Source organism: Buttiauxella gaviniae (genome assembly GCF_040786275.1).
GTDB classification, from domain to species: Bacteria; Pseudomonadota; Gammaproteobacteria; order Enterobacterales; family Enterobacteriaceae; genus Buttiauxella; species Buttiauxella gaviniae_A.
In genome coordinates, this window is record NZ_JBFMVT010000002.1 from 3,979,235 (window position 1) to 4,004,675 (window position 25,441).

Consider the following 25,441-nt stretch of genomic DNA (forward strand, 5'->3'; position numbering starts at 1 on the left):
TCAATTGGGCAGCCAGTAGTGATCCGCTCATGGACTGGTGTTGGCCCCATAATTGGGGCCGTTTTGCCTTTACTGTTTCTGCGTAAAGAAATCGTTGTAAAGCATATAAAGATGCGCGGCACTCCAGGAGAAGTTCGGAGCCCCTTGCTGCTCGCCGTTGAGCGGGTTGTAGTTCTCGCGAATCGGCCCGTCAGTCATTAAGCCGTTCGCGTGGGCAAAGAAACGATTCGCCATTTCCACTGCGTCAGCGCGGTATCCGTAGCGTTCCATTCCTTTTAGTCCAAAGTAGAACTGATCCACCCACACGCGCCCGCGCCAGTAAATATCTGCCCCAAATGCCGGGTTGGTGAGTGCTGCGGTGCCAAGCGGCACATAAGTATTAAACTCTTTCGGATCTTTCATCACTTTCACCACCGCATCGGCATGCGCCTGGGTAGCAGCTCCGTTAAACAGCGGCGACCAGCCCTCAGGCCCTTTGCCGCGCGCAACAATCGGTTTGCCTGCGCAGCCGTTTGCCAGCGGTTTGTCTTCGATGCGAATGTCATAGAAGAAGCCGGTTTTGTCGTCGAACATACAGGTGTTGATATAGTCGGCCAGTTTTTTTGCATGCTGGCTAAAGCGTTGCGCGTCCTCAGGTTTGCCGAGGATTTGCGCCATTTCGGCCAGATAACTGCTGTCGCTATACATATAACTGGCCTGATCGACAGACTCCTGTAGCAGCGAATAGCCCAGCAGCGTGCCATCAGGGGCGCGGTTCTCGGCAAACAGCACCTGCCAGTCCTCGCGTTTGCCGCCGTTATCCAGATAACGTTGCAGTTGCTCCGGGTCGATAAAGCCAAACACCGCGGCGTCGTCACGGCCTGACTCCCATGAAGCGGCGACCTGAGCTGGAATGTCGATGCTGTCATACTTTCCGCTGCGCAGGACGCGATTGTAGTTATCCAGGCCCACCATTTTTTGCTCTTTGCCACCGCGCTTAACGGTGAAGAGCATTTTGCCGTCAGGCGTATTGTGCGCCTTATCGCGGGTTGCGCCGTATTCCGGCACGCCGTTGTGATTGTGGTCGCGATTACGCAGCCACCAGTCGTGATAGGCCACCAGATGCGGGTACATCTCTTCAAGCCAGGTTTTATCACCCGTTGTTTTATACACTTCCATCACTGACCATGCGGCAAGGCTTGGTTTGGTATTCCGTTCATTCCAGTTACTGCCGTCTCCACCGCGCTCCGGGCTGGTGTTATAGGCAAGTAGATCCGGAACAAAACCCGCATCCCATGGGCGCACGGGGTCATCTTTAGGGATTTGCCAGGCAAAGACCGCACGAATGTTGTCTTTGGCAACGTTCGGGTTGAAGTGCGCCATCGCGTACGCTTGTTTCCAGGTATCCCACGGCCACGTCTGGTTGCCCGAGAACCAGCGTCCGGTAACCGACGGCGTTACCGAATCAAATTTCATCGCACCCGCTACGCCGCGCCAGTTGCCATTGAGCGTTTCAATCGCTTTCACCGCCACACGAGTTTGCGCCGGTGTGGCATCCGGATTATTCAGCCCTTTGCTCAGATAGCCTTCCCAGCGCTGTTCTGAAGCCCGGATATACGGCTGTGGCTTATGCAAAATATCACTGATTTTACTTTGCTCTTTTTGCACTTCGTCTGCGGTCAGAAGGTGAGAGTAGGTAGTGTAAACCGTGGTTGATCCGTCAATTTTCGCTTTGCTGACAAAACGATGACCGTCGATTTCCGTGTTCATTGGCAATGTTTTATGAATCTGGTACTGCGACGAACCAGAGGTCATCAGGTTCGCATCGGCGCGCACCTTGCCAAAGTTCACGCTCAGGCCATCGCGCGTGGCGTGGAGCGTGCGGGTATAGTCAGGGAAGGCCTGGTCAATCGTTTTGTCCGATTTAGGTTTCTGCTCCTGATAGTGATATTTCTCGAGCAGTTCGCCGTCCCACACCAGCTCCAGCGGCGCATCCGTGGTAATTTCGGTGGCGAGTAATGAGGTACGGGAGGTGACAAAGCGCAGTGTCATTTTTACCGTCACGCCAGGGGCGGTCAGCGTTTGAATCAACGCCCCAGGCATGCTGTAGGCCTGCATAGTAAACGCCACTTTCTGACCCTTTTTGTACACGCTAAGGCGGTCAAAATTGTTCGCCATAAAGTTGATGTACTCTTCCGTGAGCAGCGCGGGTCCGGGGAATCCGCCCATTCCTTCGCTGTTTGCCGGCAGTAAATGGCCGTGCCAGGCGCCATCGTCAAAGAACGGGTTATAGCGCTGATGCTCATCAAAATCGTAATCCAGCATGGCCTGAGGCGCACCGGTTCTGTCGATAACATTCTGAAACGCATTGGCTTTCAGCGGGGTTGTATCATGCTGCGTGGTTTTGCAGCCCGCCAGGGCGAGCACAACGGCGAGTGGGGCGAGACGGAAAAACGTTTTCATATCGTATCCTTACCAGTAGAAATATTGCATGACGAAAACCGAATTGCTGGCGTCCGTTGTGTCGTTATGAAGATAAAAACGGCTGTCCAGCGCGGTGGCGAGTTTGCCGCCGAAGTATTCATACCAGATGCCGAATTGTGCGTAAGAGGTTGTCTGATCCTCGGCGTTATCCATCAGATGCCTTGCGTAGCTCCACGCGGTGGATAAATACAAACCTTTAGCCGGTTCGACCATGCCGCTGACCATCATCCCGCTTTCGCTGCCCGCATTATGCCCATCACCTTTGCCGGTATGATGCCAGACGCGTCCCGCCAGATGCTTGCCCTGTAAGCCCAACAGATAGAGTTGCCCGGTGCCATCGGTCACCTCCAGCCCATTGAGCAGTGTTAAGCCTTCGCGGATGTCGTACTGAAGATAGCCGTTGACCATCGCCCGATAAGTATATTTATAGGAGTAGCGGTCATATTTACCGAAGTGAAGCCACGCTTTGCTTTCATCGACGCGGCTTTCCGGCGCGGCGGTGATGCTATAACGCAAATCCCCGGTGAGATTTTGTAATTTAGCGGCATAGGTTAAATCGCGGGTGTTGGGAATGACGTAACCGTATTCGGGCGTGAAGTCGCCCCACCATTGCAAATCATCAAGCGATGAATCGTTGCGGGCGCTCAGAATCCACTCGGTGCCTTGATCGGTGCGGTAGCCGCCGTAAAAACGGTTAATGCCGCCTTCAAAGCCGCCCCAGCTATGATCGGGAACCCAGGCGTTACCTTGATGATCGGCCTGAACGGTCCAGCCTTCGCCGTACAGCAAACCAAACCAGTTGCCATGTTTGATTTCCAGGCCACCTTCGATGTAGGTGCCGTCGCTGTATTTGTGTTTATCGTCACCGTTCAGATAAACGCTGCCGCCAAGCCCCATCTCTCCGTAAAAGCGAAACGCGGTATCGTTGTTTTTCGGCGTAAGTTCTGGTGGCGCAGGCGTCTGGCGTTCAGCCGGTACCACAGCTTCTGCTGCCAACGATGTGCCCACAGGGCAGAGCAGTAAAACCAACGGGGCCATAGAAAAAATCTTGTTCATCAAGCGCATTCCTTGTTGTATTAAATTTATTCATCCAGCGGAATGGCGTTTATCTTAGTTAAAGTTTTACTAAAAAATACACTTAAAGTGGTAAAGCGATAACTGGATCACATCTGGCGTAATGAAGAAAACAGGCCAAAAGCAGAGCTATACATGAGCAATCAATGACATTAAGCTATTGTTTTCATCTGATGATTATTGGGATCTTATGGCAACGTTGAAGGAAATCGCGCAGGCGGCTCAGGTATCTGTGGCTACGGTTTCAAGGGTGCTGAATGACGATCCCACTCTGAGCGTTAAGAGTCAGACGCGCCAGAAAATCCTCGAAGCGGCAGAGCGCCTTGAATATAAAGTCCCCAGCGCAAGGCAACAGGCGAGCCATCGCCTGACGTTTACCGCTCTTTATACCCACGGGCAAGAGCTTGAAATTAACGATCCCTATTATCTGGCGATGCGCTATGGCATTGAAACGCAATGCGAAAAATTGGGTATTACGCTGGTTTCTTGCTACGACTTCAAAGGCGACCGCCCACTACCGGCCGCCGATGGTTTACTGATAATTGGTAAACCTCAGCCAGCCACGCAGGTAGTGCTGGATCAGCAGGATTTTCCCCAGGTTTATCTCGACGGCGTAACAAACCATCCGCGTTTTGACTGCGTGAGCGTGGATCTCGCAAAAATCAGCCAGAAAGTCATCGACTACTTTATTTCACGCGGGTATATGCGTATTGGGTTTATCGGCGGACGCGATGATCCAGACTATGCCGATCAGCGTGAACAGGCGTTTGTTGAGTATGGCCGCCATAAAAAAGTGGTTCAGCCGCAGGATGTTTACTACGGTGATTTCAGTAGCCAGGCCGGTTACCAGTGCGCAATGCAGATGCTTGCCGCGTCTGATGATTACCCCCCGGCGCTGTTCGTTGCGACCGATTCTATCGCCATCGGCGTGCTCCGCGCGTTGCACGAGCATGGCATAAAAGTCCCGCAGCAAATGGCTCTGATCAGCGTCAACGATATTCCGACCGCTCGTTTTGTTTACCCCGCGCTGTCTACAGTGCGTATTCACTCTGAAACCATCGGGGCGCAGGCCGTTAACTTGCTGATGGAGCGTATTCGCGACGCTCGTACCATCCCACTTTCAGTCTTTGTTCCCAGCTCTCTGCAACTGCGCGACACCACGGTATCTTATTGATTTATTAAAAGCTTTATCGTCAAAATAATGTCGGGTGGCGTTGCGCTTACCCGACCGATAAAACCCCGGTTCGTACCGATAACCACATCATTCCCCCATCCTGAACCCCGACGATTTATTGTGATCCCTGCGTCATTTAGTAAAGTTTAATTTTTTATTTTACTAAATATTTACTATTGTTTGCGCCATACACACCTAATGAGGATGTTGGCGTGAACAATTGGGAAAATATTGAAAAACTATCTGAGAACCGGCTGCCCGCACGCGCCTGGTTTCACAGTTATGACAGCATTGAGCAAGCAAAGACGCTGAACCGTGCTGAAAGCCAGGGATTTATGTTGTTAAGCGGAAAATGGACGTTTAACTACTTCGACCATCCCGAAAAAGTGCCTGCTGAGTTTTACCGCGCTCCGATGACCGGATGGGGCGAGATTACCGTTCCTTCGATGTGGCAAATGGAAGGCCACGGTAAACTGCAATATACCGACGAAGGCTATCCGTTCCCCATCGATGTACCCTTTGTTCCAGCGAATAACCCAACCGGCGCTTATCAACGCACTTTCTCGCTCCCCGCCGACTGGCTAAAACGCCAGGTCATTATCAAATTCGACGGGGTGGAAACTTACTTTGAAGTCTATGTGAACGGTCACTATGTCGGGTTCAGCAAAGGCAGCCGCCTGAGCGCCGAATTTGACCTCAGCCCTTATGTTCAGGCGGGTGACAACTTGCTTAGCGTGCGGGTGATGCAGTGGGCTGATTCCACCTACATCGAAGATCAGGACATGTGGTGGATGGCGGGTATTTTCCGCGACGTTTACCTGATGGGCCAGCCGCAGGTTCATCTCCATGATTTCACCATACTGACGGAATTTGATGAAAACTACTGCGATGCGCAGCTTCACATCACGTGTGATTTACGCAATAACGCCTCACATCTCGCGCAGGGGTATCAGCTCCAGGCGCAGTTGTTTGATGGCGATAAATGCGTTGCCGAACAGCACAATGCGCTGTCAGTGCAGCGTCATACTAGCAGCCAGTTTTTGATGCCCGTTACCCAGCCAAAACAGTGGAACGCCGAGCAGCCAAACCTCTATTTATTGCTGTTAACTCTGCGTGATAGCCACGGCGAGATCATCTCAGTTGTGCCGCAGCAGGTAGGTTTTCGCGATATTAAAGTGCGCGACGGCCTGTTTTACGTCAATGGCCGTTACCTGAAATTGCACGGCGTAAACCGTCACGACCACGATCATCTGAAAGGCCGCGCGGTAGATATGGCCCGGGTTGAACGCGACCTCATTTTGATGAAGCAGCACAATATCAACTCCGTGCGTACCGCTCACTATCCAAACGATCCGCGTTTCTACGCATTATGCGACCAGTACGGCCTGTTTGTGATGGCGGAAACCGATCTTGAAAGCCACGGCTTTGCGAACGTCGGCAACATTAGCCGCATCACGGACGACCCTTCGTGGGAACAGGCTTATGTCGAACGTATTGAACGCCACGTTCTGGCGCAGAAGAATCATCCTTCCATCATTATTTGGTCGTTGGGCAACGAGTCCGGTTACGGCTGCAATATCCGTGCGATGGCGGCGCGCTGTAAGGCACTCGACCCGACGCGCCTTGTGCATTACGAAGAAGATCGCGATGCCGAAGTGGTGGACATCATCAGCACCATGTACTCGCGCGTTTCGATGATGAACGCCTTTGGCGAATACCCGCATCCAAAACCGCGCATTATCTGCGAATACGCCCATGCGATGGGTAACGGGCCGGGCGGGCTTGCGCAATACCAGGCGGTGTTTAATCAGCATAAAAGTCTGCAAGGCCATTACATCTGGGAATGGTGTGACCACGGCCTGCTGGTGCATGACGAGCAGGGGCGCGAACGCTATCAGTACGGGGGCGATTACGGCGACTATCCCAATAACTACAACTTCTGCATGGATGGCCTGATCTATCCTGATCAACGCCCTGGGCCGGGTTTGCGTGAATACAAACAGGTGATTTGCCCGGTAAATATTGGCCAGACGGCGCAGGACGATGTGCTGCTGGTAGAGAACCGTTACTGGTTTAGCCCTCTGAGTGACATCGAATTCCGTGTGGCTTATCTGGTTGATGGCAAAATTCTTGCGCAACAAACCTTAACCTTGCCTCATCTGCTGCCGGGGGAATCTGAAGCGTTGCGTCTTGCGCCACCGCAGTTGCCTGTCGGTGAAGTCTTTATCAATATTGAAATCATTAAACGGAGTGCAACGAGCTACAGCGAAGCGATGCACGCTCTCGGTCACTTCCAGGTTCTGCGCCAACGGGCACCGTTGCGTGAGCCGTTGCCGCTGCAAAAATCAGGCTTAATACGCAATGAAACCCAAGGGCATCAGCAGGTTATCAGCGGGAATAATTTCTCTCTCACATTCTGCCGTCTGAGTGGCGAGCTGGTTTCCTGGTTAGTTGAAGGTGAGGAAATTGTCGGGCGTGCGCCGCATCTGACTTTCTTCAAACCGACGATCGATAACCATAAGCAGGAATTTGAAGGGCTTTGGCAGCCGTATCACGTCCACCTGATGCAGCATCATTTCCGGGCATTGCGGCACTTCTCGCAGGGCGAGGATATTGTCGTAGAAATAGACAGCACCATTGCTCCGCCGGTGTTTGATTTCGGCATGCGCTGCACTTATCAATGGCGGATTACTCCGGCAGGCCACGTGACGCTTAATTTGTCCGGTAAACCTTACGGAAATTATCAGGCCATCATTCCCAAAATCGGCCTCGATTTTGGCATCAGCAAACGCTTTAAACAGGTGGAGTATTACGGACGCGGGCCGGGTGAAAACTACGCCGATAGCTGCCAGAGCAATTTAATGGGTCACTATTGCCAGCCTGTTGAAAGCCTGTTTGAAAATTACCCGTTCCCGCAGGATAACGGCAACCGGCAGGAGGTGCGCTGGCTGAGCGTCGAGGACGAAAACGGCCACGGAATTTTCATTCAGCCTCATAGGCCGATTAACTTTAGCCTTTGGCCTTATAGCGCCGACATGCTGCAACAGGCGCAGCACATCAATGAGCTGGAAACCAGCGACTACCTGACGCTAAATCTCGACGACCAAATCCTCGGCCTGGGATCCAACTCCTGGGGTTCTGAAGTGCTGGATTCGTTCCGGGTTTATCTCAAACCGTTCAATTATGGTTTCACGATGGTGCCATTCCAGACGGCTGAAATAGCGACCGCCGATCTGGCGAAATTTAACGTCCAGCCGGTTGTTGAAGGCGCACTTTCTTGATGAGGCAAGCGTAATGATTATTTTAAATACCTTAGACGATTTCCAGCGTATTTATCATGCGGGGAAAAAGTGGCTGCGCTGTATGGAAGCTATTAAGAACCTGAAGAATATTAAGCCTGATATTTTTTATTCCATTGGTGACTCATTGGTTTACCGCCTTGTGGACGGCTCAGCGAAAACCACGGAATTATTTGAAGGCAATCGGCGTTATTTCGATGTGCATTATTACCTTGCCGGGCAGGAAACGGTGGAATATGCCCCCAAAACCGCACTGATCCAGGACGTGCCGTACAAAGATGAAAGTGACCGGGAGTATTTCAGCGGGCAGGGGGCAACGCAGATGCTGGTGGCGGGGAACGTCGCCATTTTTGAAAACCACGAAGCGTACCGGTTTTCCGCCGGGGATGGCGTGCGGAAGATCATCCTGAAAGTCACCGTTGAGGAGACGTTTTTCCTTAATAAATAAAACGACGGATGGCGCTAACGCTTATCCGACCTGCGTTTGCGACATCCGCCAATACAATAAAAACACCCTACATGTGGAGTATATCCATGGCTTCAACAAACAGAAATACCATTGGAAAATTCGGGTTATTAGCCATGACATTTGCGGCGGTATTTAGCTTCAATAATGTCATTAATAATAATATCCAGTTAGGCATCGCATCGGCCCCGGTATTTCTGGTGGCAACGCTGATTTATTTTATTCCGTTTTGTTTGATCATTGCGGAGTTCGTTTCGCTAAACCGCAATTCCGAGGCGGGGGTTTACGCCTGGGTGAAAAGCGCGTTAGGGGGACGCTGGGCATTTATCACGGCGTATACCTATTGGTTTGTTAACCTCTTTTTCTTTACCGCGTTATTGCCAAGGGTTATAGCCTACGCGTCGTATGCGTTCCTCGGCTATGACTATATTTTCACGCCATTAACCACGGCAATCATCAGTATCTGCTTGTTTGCTTTCTCCACCTGGATTTCCAACCACGGGGCGAAATTGCTCGGGCCGATGACCTCCGTCACCTCCACGCTGATGCTGCTGTTGACCTTCTCCTACATAATTCTCGCGGGTGCCGCGGTGATTGGCGGTGTGGAACCGGCCGATCCCATCAACGTAGAAGCGATTACGCCGCAGTTTAGTTGGGCATTCCTCGGCATTATCGCGTGGATTTTCCAGGCCGCCGGCGGGGCTGAATCCGTCGCGGTTTACGTGAATGATGTTAAAGGTGGCAGTAAAGCCTTCGTCAAAGTGATTATTCTTTCTGGCCTGTTTATTGGCGGCCTGTATACCGTTTCGTCGCTGCTGATTAACGTTTTTGTTCACAAAGCGGATCTGCACTATACCGGCGGCACGGTTCAGGTGTTTGAAGGCCTGGCGCGTCACTTCGGCCTGCCTGCGGCCCTGATGAATCGCTTTGTCGGGATTGTTTCGTTTACCGCGATGTTTGGCTCTCTGCTTATGTGGACGGCGGCGCCGGTGAAAATCTTCTTCACCGAGATCCCTAAAGGTATTTTTGGCGAAAAAACCGTGCGCCTTAACCAACATGGCGTCCCTACGCGCGCGGCCTGGATTCAGTTCCTGATTGTTATTCCTCTGATGCTTATCCCAACCGTGGGGTCGGTCAGCGTTCAGGAGTTGATGAATACGCTGATAAACATGACGGCCGCTGCGTCCATGCTACCACCGCTGTTTATCATGCTGGCGTACCTGAATCTGCGCATGAAATACGACGAGGTAAACCGCGATTTCCGAATGGGGACGCGAATGCAGGGCATCGCGATTGTGAGCGTGCTGATTGTGATTTTCACCGTCGGGTTTATCGCTTCCACGTTTCCGACAGGCGCCAGCATTATGACCATCGTGTTTTATAACGTCGGCGGGCTGGTTATTTTCCTGGGATATGCCTGGTGGAAATACAACAAATACGAGAAGGGGCTGGATGCCCGGGCGCGATATGAAGCGGATACCCCGCTTGCCAAAATTGCACTTGAGCAACAGCAGGGAAAGCCTGTTGAACCGCAGGCCGGTGATGTGGTGGTAACGCGGTAATTAAAAAAGCCAGCAGGTAAACCCTGCTGGCTTTAGGTCGGTTAAGCGTTAGCGCCACCCGACATTAGAGAGGCTAAAACTCAAGCGGATAAATGATTAACCCGAGTCCCATCAGGCATCCCCCGGCAATAAACAAATGCAGACGAGGATTGCGGCCACCAAATGCCAGCCCCAGGTTAACAAAGCTTATCGCAAGTAATGTCATTAAAATGGCCATTAGCAACCTCCCGTCTGTTAATTACAACGCTTTTTCAACGACCACCGGCACGCTTTTATACGCAGGAGTGGCGCTTTGTTTATCGTAGTGATCCAGGTCGATAAGAATGTTGGTTTCCGGGTAATAAGCCCCGACCGCGCCTTCCGCCATGTCGTGAATCACAACCGTTAACCCTTCCACCACGCGCTCATGGCGCACGCCTTCGTGGTTGACGGCTTTAAGATTCACTTTGTCTCCGGCAGCAATACCCAACTCTTTGGCCTGATGCGCGTTGATAAACATCACATCACGACGCCCGGTAATACCGCGATAGCGGTCGTTCATCCCGTAAATGGTGGTGTTGTACTGGTCGTGGCTACGCATCGTGGTGAGCATCAGCGTGTTACCCGGCAAGGTTTTCTGTGCCGTATTGTTAAACACGATGAAGTTCGCCTTCTCACTCTCGGTGAGCCAAATGCGATTCGATGCGCCATTCCACATTCTGAAGCCGCCCGGCTGCTCGATGCGCTCGTTGTAATCTTTAAAGCCCGGAATCACCTCTTCGATGGCTTTACGGATCAGACGGTAGTCACCGATCATCTCCTGCCAGTTCACTTTGCTTTGCGGCAGGGTAGCCATTGCCAGACCGGCGACAATCGCCGGTTCGGAACGCAGATGTGGCGAGGCAGGTTTCAGCGCACCGCATGAAGCGTGAACCATCGACATAGAGTCTTCGACCGTCACGCTCTGCACGCCGTTTGCCTGAACATCGCGTTCGGTACGGCCCAGCACTGGCAGGATATAGCTGTTTTTTGCCAGCAGCAGATGAGAGCGGTTCAGTTTGGTGGTCATATGCACCGCCAAATCCAGTTTCCGCATCGTCGGGAAGGTCACCAGCGGGTCAGGCATTGCCACCGCCAGGTTACCGCCAAGGCAAATCAACGCTTTGGATTGACCGTCGCGAATCGCTTTCACGCTTTCAACGGCGGAGTGGCCGTGCTTACGCGGTGCTGTGAACCCAAAACGCGCTTCCAGTGCTTTGAGGAAGGTTTCGCTCGGCGCTTCGTTGATACCCACGGAGCGGTCGCCCTGCACGTTGGAGTGGCCGCGCAGTGGGCAGATGCCTGCGCCCAGACGCCCCATATTGCCTTTAAGCAGTAACAGGTTTGCCAGTTGCTGAATATTTTCAGAGCCGTTTTCGTGCTGCGTAATACCCAGGCCGTAGCTGATAATGGTGGCTTTGGATTGTTCGTAGCAGTGAGTCAGCTCGCTGATTTGCGCAAAGCTCAGCCCGGACTCTTTGAGAATATCGCTCCAGCTTGTTTTCGCTAAATCTTCCGCCAGCTCTTTGAAACCGGCAGTGTGTTCGGCAATAAACGCTTTATCGATAACATCCGCTTTACCGTGCATTTCAGCGGTCATTTGATGCTCGAGCATCAATTTCATGACGCCTTTAAGCAGGGCGATGTCGCCGCCAACGCGCACGTTATACAGCCCGCTGCTGAGCGGAGTTGAACCGTTGGTCAACATATCTGACGGGCTTTGTGGGAAGCTAAACTTCTCCAGGCCTCGTTCGCGCAGAGGGTTAATGGTGATAATTTTGCCGCCGCGCAGGGAGACTTCACGCAGCGTGCTGAGCATGCGCGGGTGGTTGGTCGCCGGGTTATGGCCAACACAAATCACCAGCTCGCAGTGGTCAAAATCTTGCAGTGTTACGGTGCCTTTCCCGATACCGATAGACTGTGGCAGGCCAACGCTTGTTGGGCCGTGGCACATGTTTGAGCAGTCAGGGAAGTTATTGGTGCCGTACTCACGGGCAAAAAGCTGATAGAGAAACGCCGCTTCGTTAGAGGCGCGTCCGGAAGTATAAAACTCTACGCTGTCCGGGGAGTCGTAGCTGCGTAACTGTTCGCCAATTTCGGCGAAGGCTTGTTCCCAGCTAACGGGCTGATAAGTATCGCTTTGGGCATTATATTTAACCGGATGGGTTAAACGTCCGGCATCTTCAAGATGAAAATCGCTCCAGGTCCACAGTTCGCTAACCGGATGTGCGGCGAGAAATTCAGGGTCCACGCGCTTGGTGGTGGCTTCCCATGACACGGCTTTAACGCCGTTTTCGCACAGTTCCATTGGCGAGCGGTGATCCGGGTCAGGCCAGGCGCAACCTGGACAATCAAACCCTTTTACCTGATTCATCCTGAATATTGCAATCACGCCGCGACGCAGGGTTTTTTGCCCATGAACGGCTAAAGCGCTGCCTTTTACTGCGCCCCAACCGCCCGCTGCACCGTTGTAACTACGAATACCTTCAGCGTTCTGTTTCATTTATCTGCTGCCCAAAACATACCTTCAATCAGGCGGGCACCATAGCAAAAAAGAGACGCCGATCCGGGCTGCGTAAGGGGTACGCCGGGGTAAGAGGACTACTACCTGCGAGAAGGGTACCGGGTAGTTTTGGGTTCAAAAGAATGCACAATTGTTAAAATAAACGGGTTAAATATTCCTCTGGAATAATGTTTTGCATAAAAAGCACCCCGAAAGAGTTAGCCGTAAGGGGGGCAATATTGCCGTCTGGCTTACTCCTTAATTTATTGGGGTTATCAATGAATCCAGGCAATAAAAAAGCCGGTCAGTCTGCACTGCCGGCTTAAATCACTTTGCAAGGGTTAGAAATCGTAACCCACGGTTGCAATCACAGAGCGCTCGGCGCCCCAGTAGCAGTAGCCCGTGCCGTAGCAGCCCGCGACATAATCCCGGCCCGTCAGGTTGGTGGCGTTAACCTGCACGAATGCGCCTTTCAGGGCTGGCGTCCACGCGCCCATGTCTGCGCGAACCATGGCATCCAGCAGCGTGACAGACGGCACGCGCAGGGTGTTTTCGTTATCAGCCCACTGTTTACCGATATAACGCACGCCCGCGCCCAGGCTAATGCCAAAATCGGCTTTGAACATTCCCCACAGGCTTGCCATCTGATCCGGCGTCACGTATGGCGTGTTGCCGTCGTTCCCGTCAATGGCATCTTTAAAGCGCACTTTGTTGTAGGTATACCCGGCGATGGTGGAGAAGCGGTTATTCCACTGAGAGCGAGCTTCCAGCTCCACGCCCTGGGAATGAACTTTGCCCGCCGGTTCATAGTAGCTGCCTTGCACCACGCGGTTGCCGACATCTTTTTGCGTCAGGTCATACAGTGCGACGGTGTACATATCCGCCGTGCCCACCGGCTGATATTTCACGCCTGCTTCATACTGTTCAGCGGTTGTTGGTTTCAGCAGTTTGCCATCAGCATCCGGCAGAACCTGCGGGGTAATCGCCTGGCTGTAACTTACGTACGGTGAAATGCCGTTGTTAAATGCGTACAGCAGGGAAGCGCGGCCGCTGAAATGGTCATCAGTACGGTTATCGGTGATGTCGCTGTCAATGGCGTCTGCGACGATATGGCTTTTGGTGACCAGGTGGTCATAGCGGCCAGACAACGTCATATGCCACTGATTCCATTTCATATCATCTTGCAAATAAACGCCGGTCTGTTCGTACTGGCGCTTACCGGCTTTGGTCAGCAGACCCTGGTTGATGGTGGCGTAAGTTGGGTCGCGCGGATCGTAATAGTAGAAACCGCCAGGGCCCCCAGATTCGCCGGTCCACGGATTGAGATTCGTGGTGTAGGCGGAGTCATCAGACAGGTTATTGGTGTATTTATGGAACTCGCCGCCGAGCACCACTTTGTGGTCCAGATCACCGGTCGCAAAATCAGCTTCAAGCTGGTTATCAATAGCATAGGCATCGAGCGACGATGTTTCACCGCTGTAATAACGCATCAGTTCGTCATGTGCTGCATCCGCCCAACCAATCTGATAAGCCTGCTTCAGGCCGACGTTGGAGTGGGTGTAACTGGCGTTGGAGCGGAATGCCCACACCTCGTTAAAGCGATGCGCAAATTCGTAGCTGTAAATCTGCTGGTGGCGTTTAAATTCGTCATTGCCAGGCTCGACGTCAGAAAAGCCGGTGCTGAGTTTACGCCCGGTGCTGGAATAGATGCTGCCGTCTGCGGGGACGGAACCGTGGAAGCCGCCGGACGGATCTTTTTCCAGATAAGCGCGTAGCAACAGCGAGGTGTTTTCACCCGGCTGCCAGAGCAGAGACGGGGAGATCGCATAACGTTCGTCGCGCGTTTTTTCATATTGCGTGTCGCTATTTTTGGTTAACCCCGTAATGCGATACGCCCATTCATCGTTAATCGCATTGGTGTAATCAAACGCGGTGCCGTTGGTATTGTTATTGCCGTACATCGCACGGACGTGGCCTTCCTCGGTAAATTGCGGGCGCTTTGAGGTTTCCATCACCAGGCCGCCAGGAATCGTTTGCCCGTAAAGCGCTGAAGATGGCCCTTTAATAACGTCAATGCGCTCCAGGAACCACGGGTCAACTTGCACCACGTTATAGCTGCCGCCGTCGCTCATCAGGCGCAGGCCATCCAGGAAGGTGTTATTCACATCACCGCCGTGGAACCCGCGCAGAGCAACGGTGTCATAGCGGGTTGCACCGCCGGCAAAACCAGTAAACGCGCCCGGGGTGTAATTCAGCGCGCTGTTCACGCTGAGTGCGCCCTGGTCTTCAATTTGCTGGCGAGTCACGACAGAAACAGATTGCCCGGTGGTAATTAACGGCTCATCGGTTTTAGTGGCACCGCGGCTGACGGTTGCGCTATAGCCTTCCGTAGGGCTGGTGGCGGTTTCAGCAGGTGCCGCGGTCACCACGACGGTGTCTTCTGCCATGACATAAGCTGGAGCTGCGAGTGCAAGCGCGCAAAGTAAAGCGGAGCGCTTTACGGTAAAGGCCAATTTCATTTAATTATTTTCCCGAGAAGGTGTTTTTGTTAGTGGTGATAAAAATAGTAATGCGAATTATTATCGTTATTGTTTTGTGTTTCAAGTGCAAATGTTGGCAGTAGATAATTGAAAAGCCATGAAAAGATTAATGTTTATGGGCCTCGTCCCATTGTTCTTCCAAGGAGATTGTCTCTTATACAGGTCTCACTCTGACAATCTTTTAGGGTGAGATCTGTACGGTGCTGAGGTTTTCCGTTCACCCAAACGTTTAGTTTTTCCATGTAATCACCTCTAATGGTGAACGTGCCAGGGGAATGACGCCATTCCCCTGGCGACCCCGGCGCCCGGCAAGTAAATCGCCGCTAAAGCGGTAATCCCCCGTTTTTCCCCAACATTCAGGGTCGTTCGCGACCCGTTCCCGACGGTCGCTCTCTCACGTGGTTCCCGACCACGTGACCCTGACTGAAGGGGAAAAACGGGGGCGATTTAAGCCGGGAACAAGGGTGTTGCTGCAAATTTCAAGAATATTGTCGCGTTGGCTTTGCTGCTAAATCTAAAGCGATGCCGTGCAAAAGTAATAACGCGCAGGGGAAATGGAGGTTTACCGCTTGCGGCGATTTAGCCTCCGGTGAAAGGAACCTTCCCGATACTGACAGAGTGAATATCATCTGTGTTGAACGCAAAGATGTGAATAAGAGACAACCAGGGGAAAAAGGGAAACCGAAAAATTCCCTCTCCTGGGAGGGAGAGGGTTAGGGTGAGGGCCTAATCAGGTGTAATAAATTACTGCCCGGTCGTCTCCACCGCTTTTGTCGTCTCCGTCACCGGGCCTGGCGTCGCGGACGGCAATTTATCCGGCGTGGAATCACACGGTTTCTCGCTGCCACACAGCAAATCGAGCATTTTCAGCGTCACGCCGTTGGTCCAGCCAAAACCATCTTGCAGTGGATATTCACCGCCACCGCCGCCCGTACCAGTACTGGAAACATCATACTTTTCAACCAGCTTCTGCTCGCGGTTGTAAGTATGCTGCACGTTGGTCAGGAAGCGCCAGGTGACTTCCATGGCTAAATCCTTGTGGTCGTAATTTTGCAGCCCTTCGGTTGCCACCCATTGCAGCGGCGCCCAGCCGTTCGGGGCATCCCATTGCTGGCCGGTTTTCAGATTGGTGGTGGCGAGCCCACCGGCTTTAAGCAACTGCGCCCGCGTGATGGTCGCCATCTTGTCGGCCCGCTCTTTTGATGCGGCATGCACATACAGCGGGAAGAGTGCGGCAGCCGTTAACTGGGAACGAACCGCGTGGGTTTTCAGATCGTAATCCGCATACCAGCCCTGTTTTGCATTCCACAGATGCGCTTCCATCGCTTTTTGTCGGGCATCAGCCGCCTGCTGATATTGCCCGGCACCCGCGCTGTCTTTCGCAATAGTACTGGCGTGGGCGAGGGTTTTTTCCATCTGGAATAACAGCGCGTTTAAATCGACAGGAATGATGGACGTGGTGCGAATGGAGCCGAGCTGTTCGGGATTATCCATCCAGCGCGAGCTAAAGTCCCAGCCCGATGCAGCAGCGGCACGCAAATCGCGGTAAATTTCTGTTGCCGGGCGATTAGGGTTATTTTTCGCGGTGGTGACGTCATCTAAATACGATTCGGTACGCGGCGTATCACGGTCATCCCAATAGCGGTTTAACACCGACCCATCTTTGAGTTTCACCACGCGCAGCGTTTCAGCGCCAGGCTCAAGCGAGTCGCTGCCCTGCATCCAGTAGGCATACTCTTTTTTCAACTGCGGCAGATAAGTGGTGTAAACCTCATCCCCGTTGTGGCTGGCAAGCAGTTTCACCATAAACGCAAAGAACGGAGGCTGAGAGCGGCTCAGATAATAGCTGCGGTTGCCGTTGGGAATATGCCCCCAGGCATCAATTTCATGGGCAAAGTTTTCCACCATATCCTGCACTTTGTCCCAGTGGCCGCTTTCCGCAAGCCCCAGCATGGTGAAGTAGCTGTCCCAGTAATAGACTTCGCGGAAGCGCCCGCCGGGCACAACGTACGGTTTCGGCAGCGGTAACAGTGAATCCCATTTATCGGCGCTGTCTGTGGTGCGCGTCAGCACCGGCCACAGGCTGTCGATGTGTTCGCGTAATGACTGCCCCTCAGGGGGAACGTACTTTTCGCCTTCTTTTGGCAGCGTAAAGTTAACGTCGACAAAATGGCGCAGATCAAAGCCAGACTGATTCCGCTGCATGCGGTAATCGGCAAGAATCATCAGCGGATCGGTTTTAGGCACCGCATCGGCAAACGTTTTTTGGTCGGGGAATAATTTTGCCGTTTGTACATCGGTAAACAGCGGGCCGAGGAGCACATCGGGTGGCTGAGGCTGCGATTGCGGGCCGTCAGCGGCCGTTGAAGGCAAGGTAAAAGTGACGAAGGCACAACCGATAGCTATTTGAATCGCAATGAATAATGTGCGAGGACGGCGCAAAACAGGATTTATCATCTATTGTTCTCCTTTGCGGGGTAGCGGTGAAAGTTTTCCGCGATCAACCCTATGAAAACCTTAGACGAATATCCGCTCAGCACCAGGAGAGATGTCGCATATTACGCGAAAGCAGATAATTTACCGTTTGCGCACGTTCATTTTACCCTTGAGGGTTTATCAGCCATGTCCCCGGTTTTTCCACAGACACGCTGATATTGCGCGACTGATTATTACCGCGAAGGGTGATGTCGTATTTCCCGACCGGCAGTTGCAGGAATGCATAGCCGTTTGCGCCCGGCGTGACTTTCTCCGTCTTGCCGTTCACGTCCAGCTCTTCACCTTCATTCATGCGCACATAAACACGCGCCAAAATTGCATCGGTGACGGGAAGCACGCTTTTTGCCGAACCTGGCTCGGCTTTTTCCGGGCTCGCGGCTTTTTCATTTTTCGTGGTGGCAACAGGTGAAACCGTGGCGCTATTGCCCCCAAAAATCACTCCGCCAACGGCAACACCCACCAATAGACTGGCCGCGGTCAGCAGCGGTAATTTGTAGCGTTTCCAGAACGGCGACAGCGGGGTGATTTCCGCATCTTCCACCGCAACCAGCATAGTGCCGGGCTGTTTGGATGACGCCAGGCCATTCAGACTGCTGACCGGCAATTCCGCAAGAGTAGCAAACTCTGCAATAGATTGCGGCCTGTCTTCCGGTTTTAGCGCAAGAGCGCAATCGACCGCGTGCAACAGGCTATGGGAATAGCCGTCGGGGCGATTTTTAGCCAGCTTAACGCAGGGGTCCTGGATGGTTCGCGTCACGCTTGCCGGAGGGCAAGTGCCGGTGATTAGCGTATAGAGAATCGCGCCCAGGGCGTAAATATCCGTCCACGGCCCGAGCTGATTTTCCAGATCTTCAGCGTACTGTTCCAGCGGTGCAAAGCCCGGATTTAACGGCGTTTTAATTTCATCGCCGCTATCACCATTCAGGCGGCGCGGGGCTCCTGCGTTTAACAACAGCGGCGTGCCGTTATCCTGAATCTGAATACTGCGCAGCGACAAGTCACGATGAATAAAGCCTTCGTCGTGTAACGTCGCCAACGCGCCGCACAGCATCGGTAGCATTCGGCGAATCCAGGCTTCGTTAAAAATCTCAGGCTGATGCTGGTGCAGTTCCGCAAGCGTGGTGCCGCTGGAGTAAAGTGTGGCCGCATACGCCGTTTCGTTTTGCGTCCAGAAACTTAACACTTGCAGCAGGTTGGGGTGATTAAACTGCGCGAGTTGGCGTGCGGACTGAACAAAGCGGTCCATGCCTGAATTAAAGGCTTGGGTGTCCAGTTTGCTGCGCAACACGAGCTGCATGTTATCGCTGCGCACCGTTAACGCGCGCGGCATAAACTCCCGAATCGTCACCGGGCGTTCAAGCTGATGATCCCATGCTTTATAATCCACATGAGTATGGGTGGATTCAGTTACCTGCTGAATCTCAAAGTCGTCAAAACGGAAACCTGGCGGCAGAGCGTCGGGCAGTTCCTGGTCGTATTCTTTGTCAGTCATGGGGGTCTTTCTCTGCTGGATATCGCCAAATTTCAGGTTATTTCTGGGCGCGCCATGCGCCAACCGCTGGGTCACGCAATTGCGGACGCAGGGAGTCAATCAACAGCAGGGTGATCGGCGTGTCCGGTGCAAGCCAGGCCGACCAGACTTTACGCACTTCATTTAAACGTTTCTGAATCCCGGCTTCATCCACCGTCATTTCACGAGGCACTTCCACCGCAACGGTTCCGGTCGCTTGCCAGCCATTAAGCTGCGCGTTGTAGGGCAAAATCATCCAGCTTTGCGGTGCGTGTTCATTGCTGACTACCATGCGTTCATTATTCAGGCTGGTAATCAGCAGGCTGTCGGAGCTGGCATCGTTGCTCAATCCGCTCACTGGGAAACCGTGTACGAAGGTCATCATATGGCGTTTTTCGCCGTGAGTGCCGCTTTGTACGATTTCGCTGCGACCATTCAACCAGCCGCCTTTTTCGCATTTTCCATTAGGGATAAACATCGCCGATGCGTTGGCATCGCCTTGCCAGAAGGTACGCAGATGGCAGCCGTCCTGCAGCGTAAACTCCTGCCACGGGGTACGGTCAGCCAAAGGTGAATCCCCATTGGTAAGAGGCTGAGATTGGGGCTCGCTGGAAACAACCGGGGCGATAATCACCGCCCAGTCGCTGCTTTTCGATGCGCTACCCACTGCCAGCGTTTCGCCTTTGGGATCTTCCAGCCGCCAGTCCACCAACTTCACCGTGCTGCACTGGCTCTCCAGCAGCGTGCCCAGGCGCGGCATAAACACATTGAGCACCGATGGGTTTTTATCGCCATTGGCGACGATACGCAGCGGAAGTTCATCCGCGCACCAGTTTTGCGGCGCGTTGCCGGGCACGTTATCTATCCAAACATCCAGCTTTTGCGAAGGAGACTGCACGATACGGTAGTTACCAGCCCACACGGTTGTAGATGCCAGCAGCAGCGCCAGACTCGAAAGCCAGAGTTTCATAGAAATCCTTGTTAGACGAACAACTTTAAATAAAAGGTCGAAAATTAATCGATAATCCACGTGCCACTTTCGGCATTTTTACAGGCTTTACTGGCGTCATCCACCGCAACACAGGTCGCTTTTTTGGCCGCTTTACGAGGGCGAGGGCGATCCTTTTTGAGCGTCTGCGCGTAGAGTTCGCTTTTCACTAGGGCACGCATAGGAACGTATCCCAACATTTCCTGTTTATCCTGCTCGGCAATGGCGAGCCAGTGATTTTCGACCTCACCCAGCACGGTGTAACTTTGCCCATTCTCAAGGGTGCTAATGACTTTCCCGCCGAAGTCCGGTTTGCTCATAATGGAACCCGGATATAGCGCCCGGTAGCTTGCGTTCACCGGGGTAAATTCATGAGGCGCGGAGACGGCATAACGGTGCGTGAGAGTGACGCCGTTGATTTCACTGGTCACGAGCGTATCGTCCGTCATTTTTGGCGGTGGCGCTTTACAGCCCACGACGGTTGCAACCACAGCCAGGATCAACAGGTTTCGCAATTTCATCTTAACTTTCCCTGAAAAAATGGTTCAAACCTGGTCGCCGAGAAGGGGTAAAAAGGGCGATGAATAAATCCAGGAATCCGAAGAATAATTCACATCACTTATACATAGTAACGTTAATTTTACATCGCCTGATTAACAATTCAATGGCGATGTAACTGATTGACATCATTAAGTGTTAAACCGATCAAGAACCAGGCTCAGCGCATTGATAATCTGGGCGAATGAGCAGGCGTTCGCACACACGCTTGCCTGGCTGATGAAACAGGATTTCAACTGTAGAACATAAAGTGATGATGGGACAGCGAGTGCTATACACATTTTTGCGAGATTAAAGGGGAGGTGCGTCGCAAAGTGGCTTTATTCAGATAAGCGGTAATAGCGGCGCAAAGGAAAGGGGAATACATTCATCGCGTAAATAGTTCACCGGGGAAAGTACCATGAAACTTCCTGTTCGACGCCTTGTCTGGCTGATTGTCGCCTGCGCGGGTGCGCTGGCTTTACTGATGGCGCAATCTACGATTGATGAAAATAACATCATTCATGACTCCGCCCTGATGCCGCTGGGGGCCATTCTTTTGCTGGCAGCGCCCTTCGTGGTGGTCTACGACGTGGTTAAGACGCTATGGCGCAAGTGACGAAAAGCGGTAAATCATTTTTATTGAGTTGATTACTGCGTCATTCCGCCGCTGCACCGATAGATAATCGAATACTTCTCGCCCGGAATAAGTGAATTATTCTGGGTATAAGTATTGTTGAATAATATATTGCTATTTCCCCCTGCGCTTTAAATCCACGCCCTGCTTAATTTTAAGCAGAAACCCCTAAAAATCTCTGTTATAACTTTATGCCATATTGTTTGCTGGCAGGATAAAACACGGTTTTCTGCCTGCGCAATATAAGCATTGTTAATAAGTCAGCGCTTTTAACTTCGCGGTAACCTTTAACCACAAATAATAAGTTCTACCGCAACAGGTAGACAATAAATGCAAAAACATAAGCGGATATATTCCGCACAACACACTATGAAGGCTTTTATGGGCAAGAGAATCATTACGGATTTTTTATATCAGTTTGCGGCAACGAATAAACCCGTTGCTCATGCGGTAAACGGGGATACGTTAACTTTCAAAACACGGGACTGCTTTTCAGGACGAATAGTTAACCCGACGGATCTCACCACTACCTTTAATTACGACTCAGCTAATCCCGCAACCGGCCCGGTGTTTGTGGAAACCGCACAGCCTGGCGACATTCTGGTGGCAGAAATTCTGGATATCCGCGTCGCACAGCGTGGCGTGGTGACAACGCTGCCGGGCTGTGGCCCGCTCAGCGACACCCAGGAGATTCGCACCAAACCTATCGACATCATCGATGGAATGGCACAGTTCAACGATCTTCAGTTCCCTGTCGAGCCGATGGTCGGCGTTATCGGTGTTGCCCCTGCAAACGGGGAAGTACGCTGCGGTTTCCCGGGAAACCACGGCGGAAATATGGACTGCAAGCAAATCAAAAAAGGGGCCGTTCTCTATTTACCTGTTCAGGTTGAAGGCGCGTTATTTGCGCTTGGCGATCTGCATGCGGTGATGGGGGACGGGGAATTATGCGGCACCGGCCTGGAAATTGCCGGGGAAGTAGACGTGCGCCTGTCGGTGCTAAAAGGGCAGTCTATTGCCTGGCCGGTGCTGGAAACGCCAGAGAAATGGTACGCACTCGCCAACGCGGAGCACTATCCCGATGCCCTTAAACGGGCGGCAGAACAGATGCAATCCCTGATTTGCAATGCATATGGCTGGGATTTAACCGACGCCTACCTCTATATGAGTCTGCAAAGTGATACGGAAATCTGCCAGGCCTGTAAGCCGTGTCTGGTGGATTTGATTGTGCGAGTAGGGACACCAAAAAGAAGCGATAAACCATTAATTTCCCGGGGTGAAGCATGAAAAACGTATCCACCGAACCCACACTGAAAGTCGCCCTGAGCTATAAAGATTTGGTGATTTACGGTCTGGTCTTTATGGTCATTATTGCGCCGATGGCCATTTTTGGTTTTGTGAGCAAAGAGAGCCACGGCATGGCCCCCCTGGTGTATGTGGTGGGCGTGGCGTGTATGATTTTCACCGCGCTAAGCTACCGTAAAATGTCGCGCCGCTATCCCATCGCCGGTTCCGTTTATGCCTATGTGAACAAAGCGACTAATCCCCATATTGGCTTCCTCGCGGGGTGGCTGATTATGATGGATTACCTGTTTGCCCCGGCGCTGTTGTATGCCATGACCGCAACCTGGTGTACCGATCTGCTGCCGTTTATTCCGGGTTGGGTTTGGATAGCTTTCTTTATGCTGACTAACTGCTGGGTAAATATCCGTGGCATCGAAAATACCGCGAAAGCAGATATTTTTATTTTCAGCATTTCTGCGCTGGCGTTAATTGTGTTCCTGGTGGTTGGGGTTAACTATATTATGCACGGCGGCGGCGTGGGTGAATTTACCATCACGCCGTTCTATCAGCCAAATGTCATTAATGCGCAGTTCATCGGCACGGCGGTAACCATTGCGGCGCTCTCTTTTCTGGGCTTTGACGGTATTAGTACGCTTGCCGAAGAGGCTAAAAATCCCACCCGCGATATTGGCAAAGCGATTATTGCCGCGCTGTTTATTGTCGGCGGATTGTTTATTCTTCAGTGCTATATCGCGACCCTGATTCAGCCTGATTTTATGAAAATGGATGCTGACAGCGCCTTCTTTGATGCAGCCTATCTGGCGGGCGGCGCGCCACTGAAGATTTTCCTGCTGATTGTGAACATTCTGGCGGTCGGGATCGCCAACACCCTGGCGGCTCAGGCGGCGGCCTCGCGTATTGTCTACGGCATGGCGCGTGACCATTTCCTTCCGTCGATGTTTGCGCGTATTCACCCGACATACCGTACGCCGTGGATCAGCACCATTGCGATTGGCGCGTTGTCGCTGGTGCTCGGGTTATCTCTCTCGATCGACTTCCTGGCAAAACTGATTAACTTCGGCGCCATGAGCTCGTTCATTATTTTGAACCTCAGCGTGGTGTGGATGTTCTTTATCAAAGAAAAACGCCGCAATGGTATCGGGGAACTGTTTTCGAATCTCATTTTCCCGTTGGTGGGGACGGCGATTCTGCTCTACGTTTGGGTCAACTTTGATTCAGCCACCATGAAAATTGGTTTCACCTGGCTTGTAATCGGTATCGTCATTGGTATGGTTAAAACCCGCTTCTATAAGCGCTTGCCTACGCCGGTGACGCTTTCTTAAAAATGCACCTCGCTTAACGTTGAGCGAAGTCGTAGACAAAAAACCACCGCAGCAGTGTGCTTCGGTGGTTTTTTTTTGCAATCAGGGCGTCACGATACGCCATGTGTGATGAGGCACAAAAAATAAACATTTCTCGCGGAATTTAACGCCGATCGCGTAACGGCGGGCGCATTACCTTCTATATTCTGATAATACAAGATTGTATTTCTGGAGATACAAGATAATGCTTAACGATCTGCACCTGTCGACCATTAAAAGTATTAACAAGCGAATTATTCCTTTTTTGATGTTGCTGTACCTCATCGCCTATATCGACCGTTCCAATATCTCCGTTGCGGCTTTGCAGATGAACGCCGATCTGGCGTTAACCGCTGAGATGTACGGGATTGCCGCGGGTATTTTTTATATCGCCTATATCCTTTTTGAAGTCCCCAGCAACGTCATTTTAACCCGCGTAGGAGCAAAATTATGGATTGCACGCATCATGGTGACGTGGGGTGTTATCGCCGCCGGAATGAGCCTGGTGCAAACCCCGATGCAACTCTATGTGATGCGCTTTCTGCTGGGCGTGGCGGAGGCGGGTTTCACGCCGGGAATTATCTATTACTTATCTTGCTGGTACCCGCGTAGCGATCGCGCCCGCGCCATGTCGATGTTTTATATTGGCGCGGCGCTGGCGTCGGTAATTGGTTTACCGATTTCCGGGACGATCCTTAATATGCACGGATTTTTTGATATTGCAGGCTGGCGGTGGCTGTTCTTGTTAGAAGGTATTCCCGCCGTTGTGCTTGGGGTTGTCGTCTGGTTTTATCTCGACGATGCGCCAGCCAAAGCAAATTGGTTAAAACCAACGGAGCGAGAGTGGTTGCAGGCAAAACTTGCCGAAGAGTCAGCCCTTAATGCAACGTCTGACAGCCACAACTGGAAGGCGGCGTTGACCAATAAAAAAGTCTGGCTGTTAAGTGCGATTTGGTTATTACAGGCGTTCGGCACAATCGGCATTACGCTATTCTTACCGCTTATTGTCAAAGGCGTGGTTTCTGAGCAAAGTAATTTTATTGTGAGTGTATTTTCTGCCGTACCGTTCTTGTTTGCCTGCATATTTATGTTTATGAACGGGCGTCACTCAGATATTACCCGCGAGCGTCGTTTCCATTTAGGGCTGCCGTTGATGGCCGCCGGAGCGCTACTGATTTTCGCGATATTCAGCCATAACTTATTGATGTCTTATATCTTCCTGGTCATTACGGTTGGGCTGAACTGGTCTATTACGCCTATCTTTTGGGCGGCTACAACCGAGTCTTTAACCGGGGTGGCAGCAGCGGCCGCTATTGCTTTAATCAACGCGATAGCCAATATTGCCGGGCTTATTTTCCCGCCGTTTATGGGCCGCATGAAAGATCTCACCGGGAATTACGATATTTCTCTGATGATTGTCGCAGGGGCATTAATCGCCGGCGGATTATTGGGGATCTATGTGCTTAGCAACGCGCGAAAAGCCGCTGAGAAACATCTCGTTGCCCAGAAGAAATAGCGCGGTGGGTTAA

At 52.1% G+C, this 25,441-nt stretch carries 17 protein-coding genes; 8 read left to right on the top strand and 9 right to left on the bottom strand.

Annotated elements, in window-relative coordinates; translation table 11 throughout:
• Window positions 1-69: 69 nt before the first annotated feature.
• Window positions 70-2,442 (bottom strand): alpha-glucosidase, encoded by a 2,373-nt coding sequence (ygjK, locus tag AB1E22_RS18975; protein ID WP_367596773.1) that lies wholly within the window; start codon window positions 2,440-2,442, stop codon window positions 70-72.
• A gap of 9 nt (window positions 2,443-2,451) precedes the next feature.
• A complete protein-coding gene (ygjJ, locus tag AB1E22_RS18980) occupies window positions 2,452-3,519 on the bottom strand; it encodes a protein YgjJ (protein ID WP_437178394.1) in 1,068 nt (355 codons plus the stop codon).
• 208 nt (window positions 3,520-3,727) lie between these two features.
• Between ygjJ and ebgR the strand changes: the two genes are divergently transcribed.
• The 4 genes from ebgR (at window position 3,728) to AB1E22_RS19000 (ending at window position 10,038) form a co-directional block, all read left to right on the top strand.
• Window positions 3,728-4,711 (top strand): transcriptional regulator EbgR, encoded by a 984-nt coding sequence (gene ebgR / locus AB1E22_RS18985; protein ID WP_367596775.1) that lies wholly within the window; start codon window positions 3,728-3,730, stop codon window positions 4,709-4,711.
• 212 nt (window positions 4,712-4,923) lie between these two features.
• Window positions 4,924-7,992: a beta-galactosidase subunit alpha gene (ebgA, locus tag AB1E22_RS18990; protein WP_367596776.1), complete on the top strand. Its 3,069-nt coding sequence runs from the start codon at window positions 4,924-4,926 to the stop codon at window positions 7,990-7,992.
• Window positions 7,993-8,005: 13 nt separating this feature from the next.
• Window positions 8,006-8,458 carry a beta-galactosidase subunit beta gene (locus AB1E22_RS18995; protein ID WP_367596777.1) on the top strand — a complete coding sequence of 151 codons (453 nt, stop codon included), beginning with the start codon at window positions 8,006-8,008 and terminating at the stop codon, window positions 8,456-8,458.
• Between the two features lie 86 nt (window positions 8,459-8,544).
• Window positions 8,545-10,038, top strand: coding sequence for an amino acid permease (locus AB1E22_RS19000; protein WP_367596778.1), 1,494 nt, complete (start codon window positions 8,545-8,547; stop codon window positions 10,036-10,038).
• Window positions 10,039-10,111: 73 nt separating this feature from the next.
• Here the strand turns inward: AB1E22_RS19000 and AB1E22_RS19005 are convergent, their stop codons facing one another.
• From AB1E22_RS19005 to AB1E22_RS19035, 7 genes are all read right to left on the bottom strand, one after another.
• Window positions 10,112-10,255 carry a hypothetical protein gene (locus tag AB1E22_RS19005; RefSeq protein ID WP_367596779.1) on the bottom strand — a complete coding sequence of 48 codons (144 nt, stop codon included), beginning with the start codon at window positions 10,253-10,255 and terminating at the stop codon, window positions 10,112-10,114.
• 21 nt (window positions 10,256-10,276) lie between these two features.
• Entirely contained in the window at window positions 10,277-12,559 is a 2,283-nt protein-coding gene (locus AB1E22_RS19010; RefSeq protein ID WP_367596780.1) for an FdhF/YdeP family oxidoreductase, read from the bottom strand.
• A gap of 341 nt (window positions 12,560-12,900) precedes the next feature.
• Window positions 12,901-15,078 (bottom strand): TonB-dependent siderophore receptor, encoded by a 2,178-nt coding sequence (locus tag AB1E22_RS19015; RefSeq protein ID WP_367596781.1) that lies wholly within the window; start codon window positions 15,076-15,078, stop codon window positions 12,901-12,903.
• A 765-nt stretch (window positions 15,079-15,843) separates the two neighbouring features.
• Entirely contained in the window at window positions 15,844-17,556 is a 1,713-nt protein-coding gene (locus AB1E22_RS19020) for an alpha,alpha-trehalase (protein ID WP_367596782.1), read from the bottom strand.
• Window positions 17,557-17,698: 142 nt separating this feature from the next.
• The gene (locus tag AB1E22_RS19025; protein ID WP_367596783.1) at window positions 17,699-19,087 is read right to left on the bottom strand and encodes a serine/threonine protein kinase; all 1,389 of its coding nucleotides are present in this window, start codon (window positions 19,085-19,087) and stop codon (window positions 17,699-17,701) included.
• Between the two features lie 37 nt (window positions 19,088-19,124).
• The gene (locus AB1E22_RS19030; protein ID WP_367596784.1) at window positions 19,125-20,075 is read right to left on the bottom strand and encodes a hypothetical protein; all 951 of its coding nucleotides are present in this window, start codon (window positions 20,073-20,075) and stop codon (window positions 19,125-19,127) included.
• 44 nt (window positions 20,076-20,119) lie between these two features.
• The gene (locus tag AB1E22_RS19035; protein ID WP_367596785.1) at window positions 20,120-20,614 is read right to left on the bottom strand and encodes an SH3 domain-containing protein; all 495 of its coding nucleotides are present in this window, start codon (window positions 20,612-20,614) and stop codon (window positions 20,120-20,122) included.
• A gap of 437 nt (window positions 20,615-21,051) precedes the next feature.
• Between AB1E22_RS19035 and AB1E22_RS19040 the strand changes: the two genes are divergently transcribed.
• The 4 genes from AB1E22_RS19040 to AB1E22_RS19055 all read left to right on the top strand — a co-directional run bounded on the left by AB1E22_RS19040 (window position 21,052) and on the right by AB1E22_RS19055 (window position 25,428).
• On the top strand, window positions 21,052-21,249 hold the full coding sequence (locus tag AB1E22_RS19040; RefSeq protein WP_367596786.1) for a hypothetical protein: 198 nt from the start codon (window positions 21,052-21,054) through the stop codon (window positions 21,247-21,249).
• Between the two features lie 399 nt (window positions 21,250-21,648).
• Window positions 21,649-22,554, top strand: a complete 906-nt coding sequence (locus tag AB1E22_RS19045) for an acetamidase/formamidase family protein (protein WP_367596787.1) — start codon at window positions 21,649-21,651, stop codon at window positions 22,552-22,554.
• A complete protein-coding gene (locus AB1E22_RS19050; RefSeq protein WP_367596788.1) occupies window positions 22,551-23,894 on the top strand; it encodes an APC family permease in 1,344 nt (447 codons plus the stop codon). The genes AB1E22_RS19045 and AB1E22_RS19050 overlap by 4 nt, the downstream gene beginning before the upstream one ends.
• 223 nt (window positions 23,895-24,117) lie before the next feature.
• Window positions 24,118-25,428, top strand: a complete 1,311-nt coding sequence (locus AB1E22_RS19055) for an MFS transporter (RefSeq protein WP_367596789.1) — start codon at window positions 24,118-24,120, stop codon at window positions 25,426-25,428.
• Window positions 25,429-25,441: the final 13 nt, after the last annotated feature.

Bases quoted from the DNA above. Each gene is read 5' to 3' on its own strand.
- AB1E22_RS19010 (WP_367596780.1), bottom strand. From the start codon at position 12,559: ATGAAACAGAACGCTGAAGGTATTCGTAGTTACAACGGTGCAGCGGGC.
- AB1E22_RS19005 (WP_367596779.1), bottom strand. From the start codon at position 10,255: ATGGCCATTTTAATGACATTACTTGCGATAAGCTTTGTTAACCTGGGG.
- AB1E22_RS19015 (WP_367596781.1), bottom strand. From the start codon at position 15,078: ATGAAATTGGCCTTTACCGTAAAGCGCTCCGCTTTACTTTGCGCGCTT.
- AB1E22_RS19050 (WP_367596788.1), top strand. From the start codon at position 22,551: ATGAAAAACGTATCCACCGAACCCACACTGAAAGTCGCCCTGAGCTAT.
- ebgR (WP_367596775.1), top strand. From the start codon at position 3,728: ATGGCAACGTTGAAGGAAATCGCGCAGGCGGCTCAGGTATCTGTGGCT.
- AB1E22_RS18995 (WP_367596777.1), top strand. From the start codon at position 8,006: ATGATTATTTTAAATACCTTAGACGATTTCCAGCGTATTTATCATGCG.
- AB1E22_RS19025 (WP_367596783.1), bottom strand. From the start codon at position 19,087: ATGACTGACAAAGAATACGACCAGGAACTGCCCGACGCTCTGCCGCCA.
- AB1E22_RS19055 (WP_367596789.1), top strand. From the start codon at position 24,118: ATGCTTAACGATCTGCACCTGTCGACCATTAAAAGTATTAACAAGCGA.
- ygjJ (WP_437178394.1), bottom strand. From the start codon at position 3,519: ATGAACAAGATTTTTTCTATGGCCCCGTTGGTTTTACTGCTCTGCCCT.
- ygjK (WP_367596773.1), bottom strand. From the start codon at position 2,442: ATGAAAACGTTTTTCCGTCTCGCCCCACTCGCCGTTGTGCTCGCCCTG.
- AB1E22_RS19000 (WP_367596778.1), top strand. From the start codon at position 8,545: ATGGCTTCAACAAACAGAAATACCATTGGAAAATTCGGGTTATTAGCC.
- AB1E22_RS19030 (WP_367596784.1), bottom strand. From the start codon at position 20,075: ATGAAACTCTGGCTTTCGAGTCTGGCGCTGCTGCTGGCATCTACAACC.
- AB1E22_RS19020 (WP_367596782.1), bottom strand. From the start codon at position 17,556: ATGATAAATCCTGTTTTGCGCCGTCCTCGCACATTATTCATTGCGATT.
- AB1E22_RS19040 (WP_367596786.1), top strand. From the start codon at position 21,052: ATGAAACTTCCTGTTCGACGCCTTGTCTGGCTGATTGTCGCCTGCGCG.
- AB1E22_RS19035 (WP_367596785.1), bottom strand. From the start codon at position 20,614: ATGAAATTGCGAAACCTGTTGATCCTGGCTGTGGTTGCAACCGTCGTG.
- AB1E22_RS19045 (WP_367596787.1), top strand. From the start codon at position 21,649: ATGGGCAAGAGAATCATTACGGATTTTTTATATCAGTTTGCGGCAACG.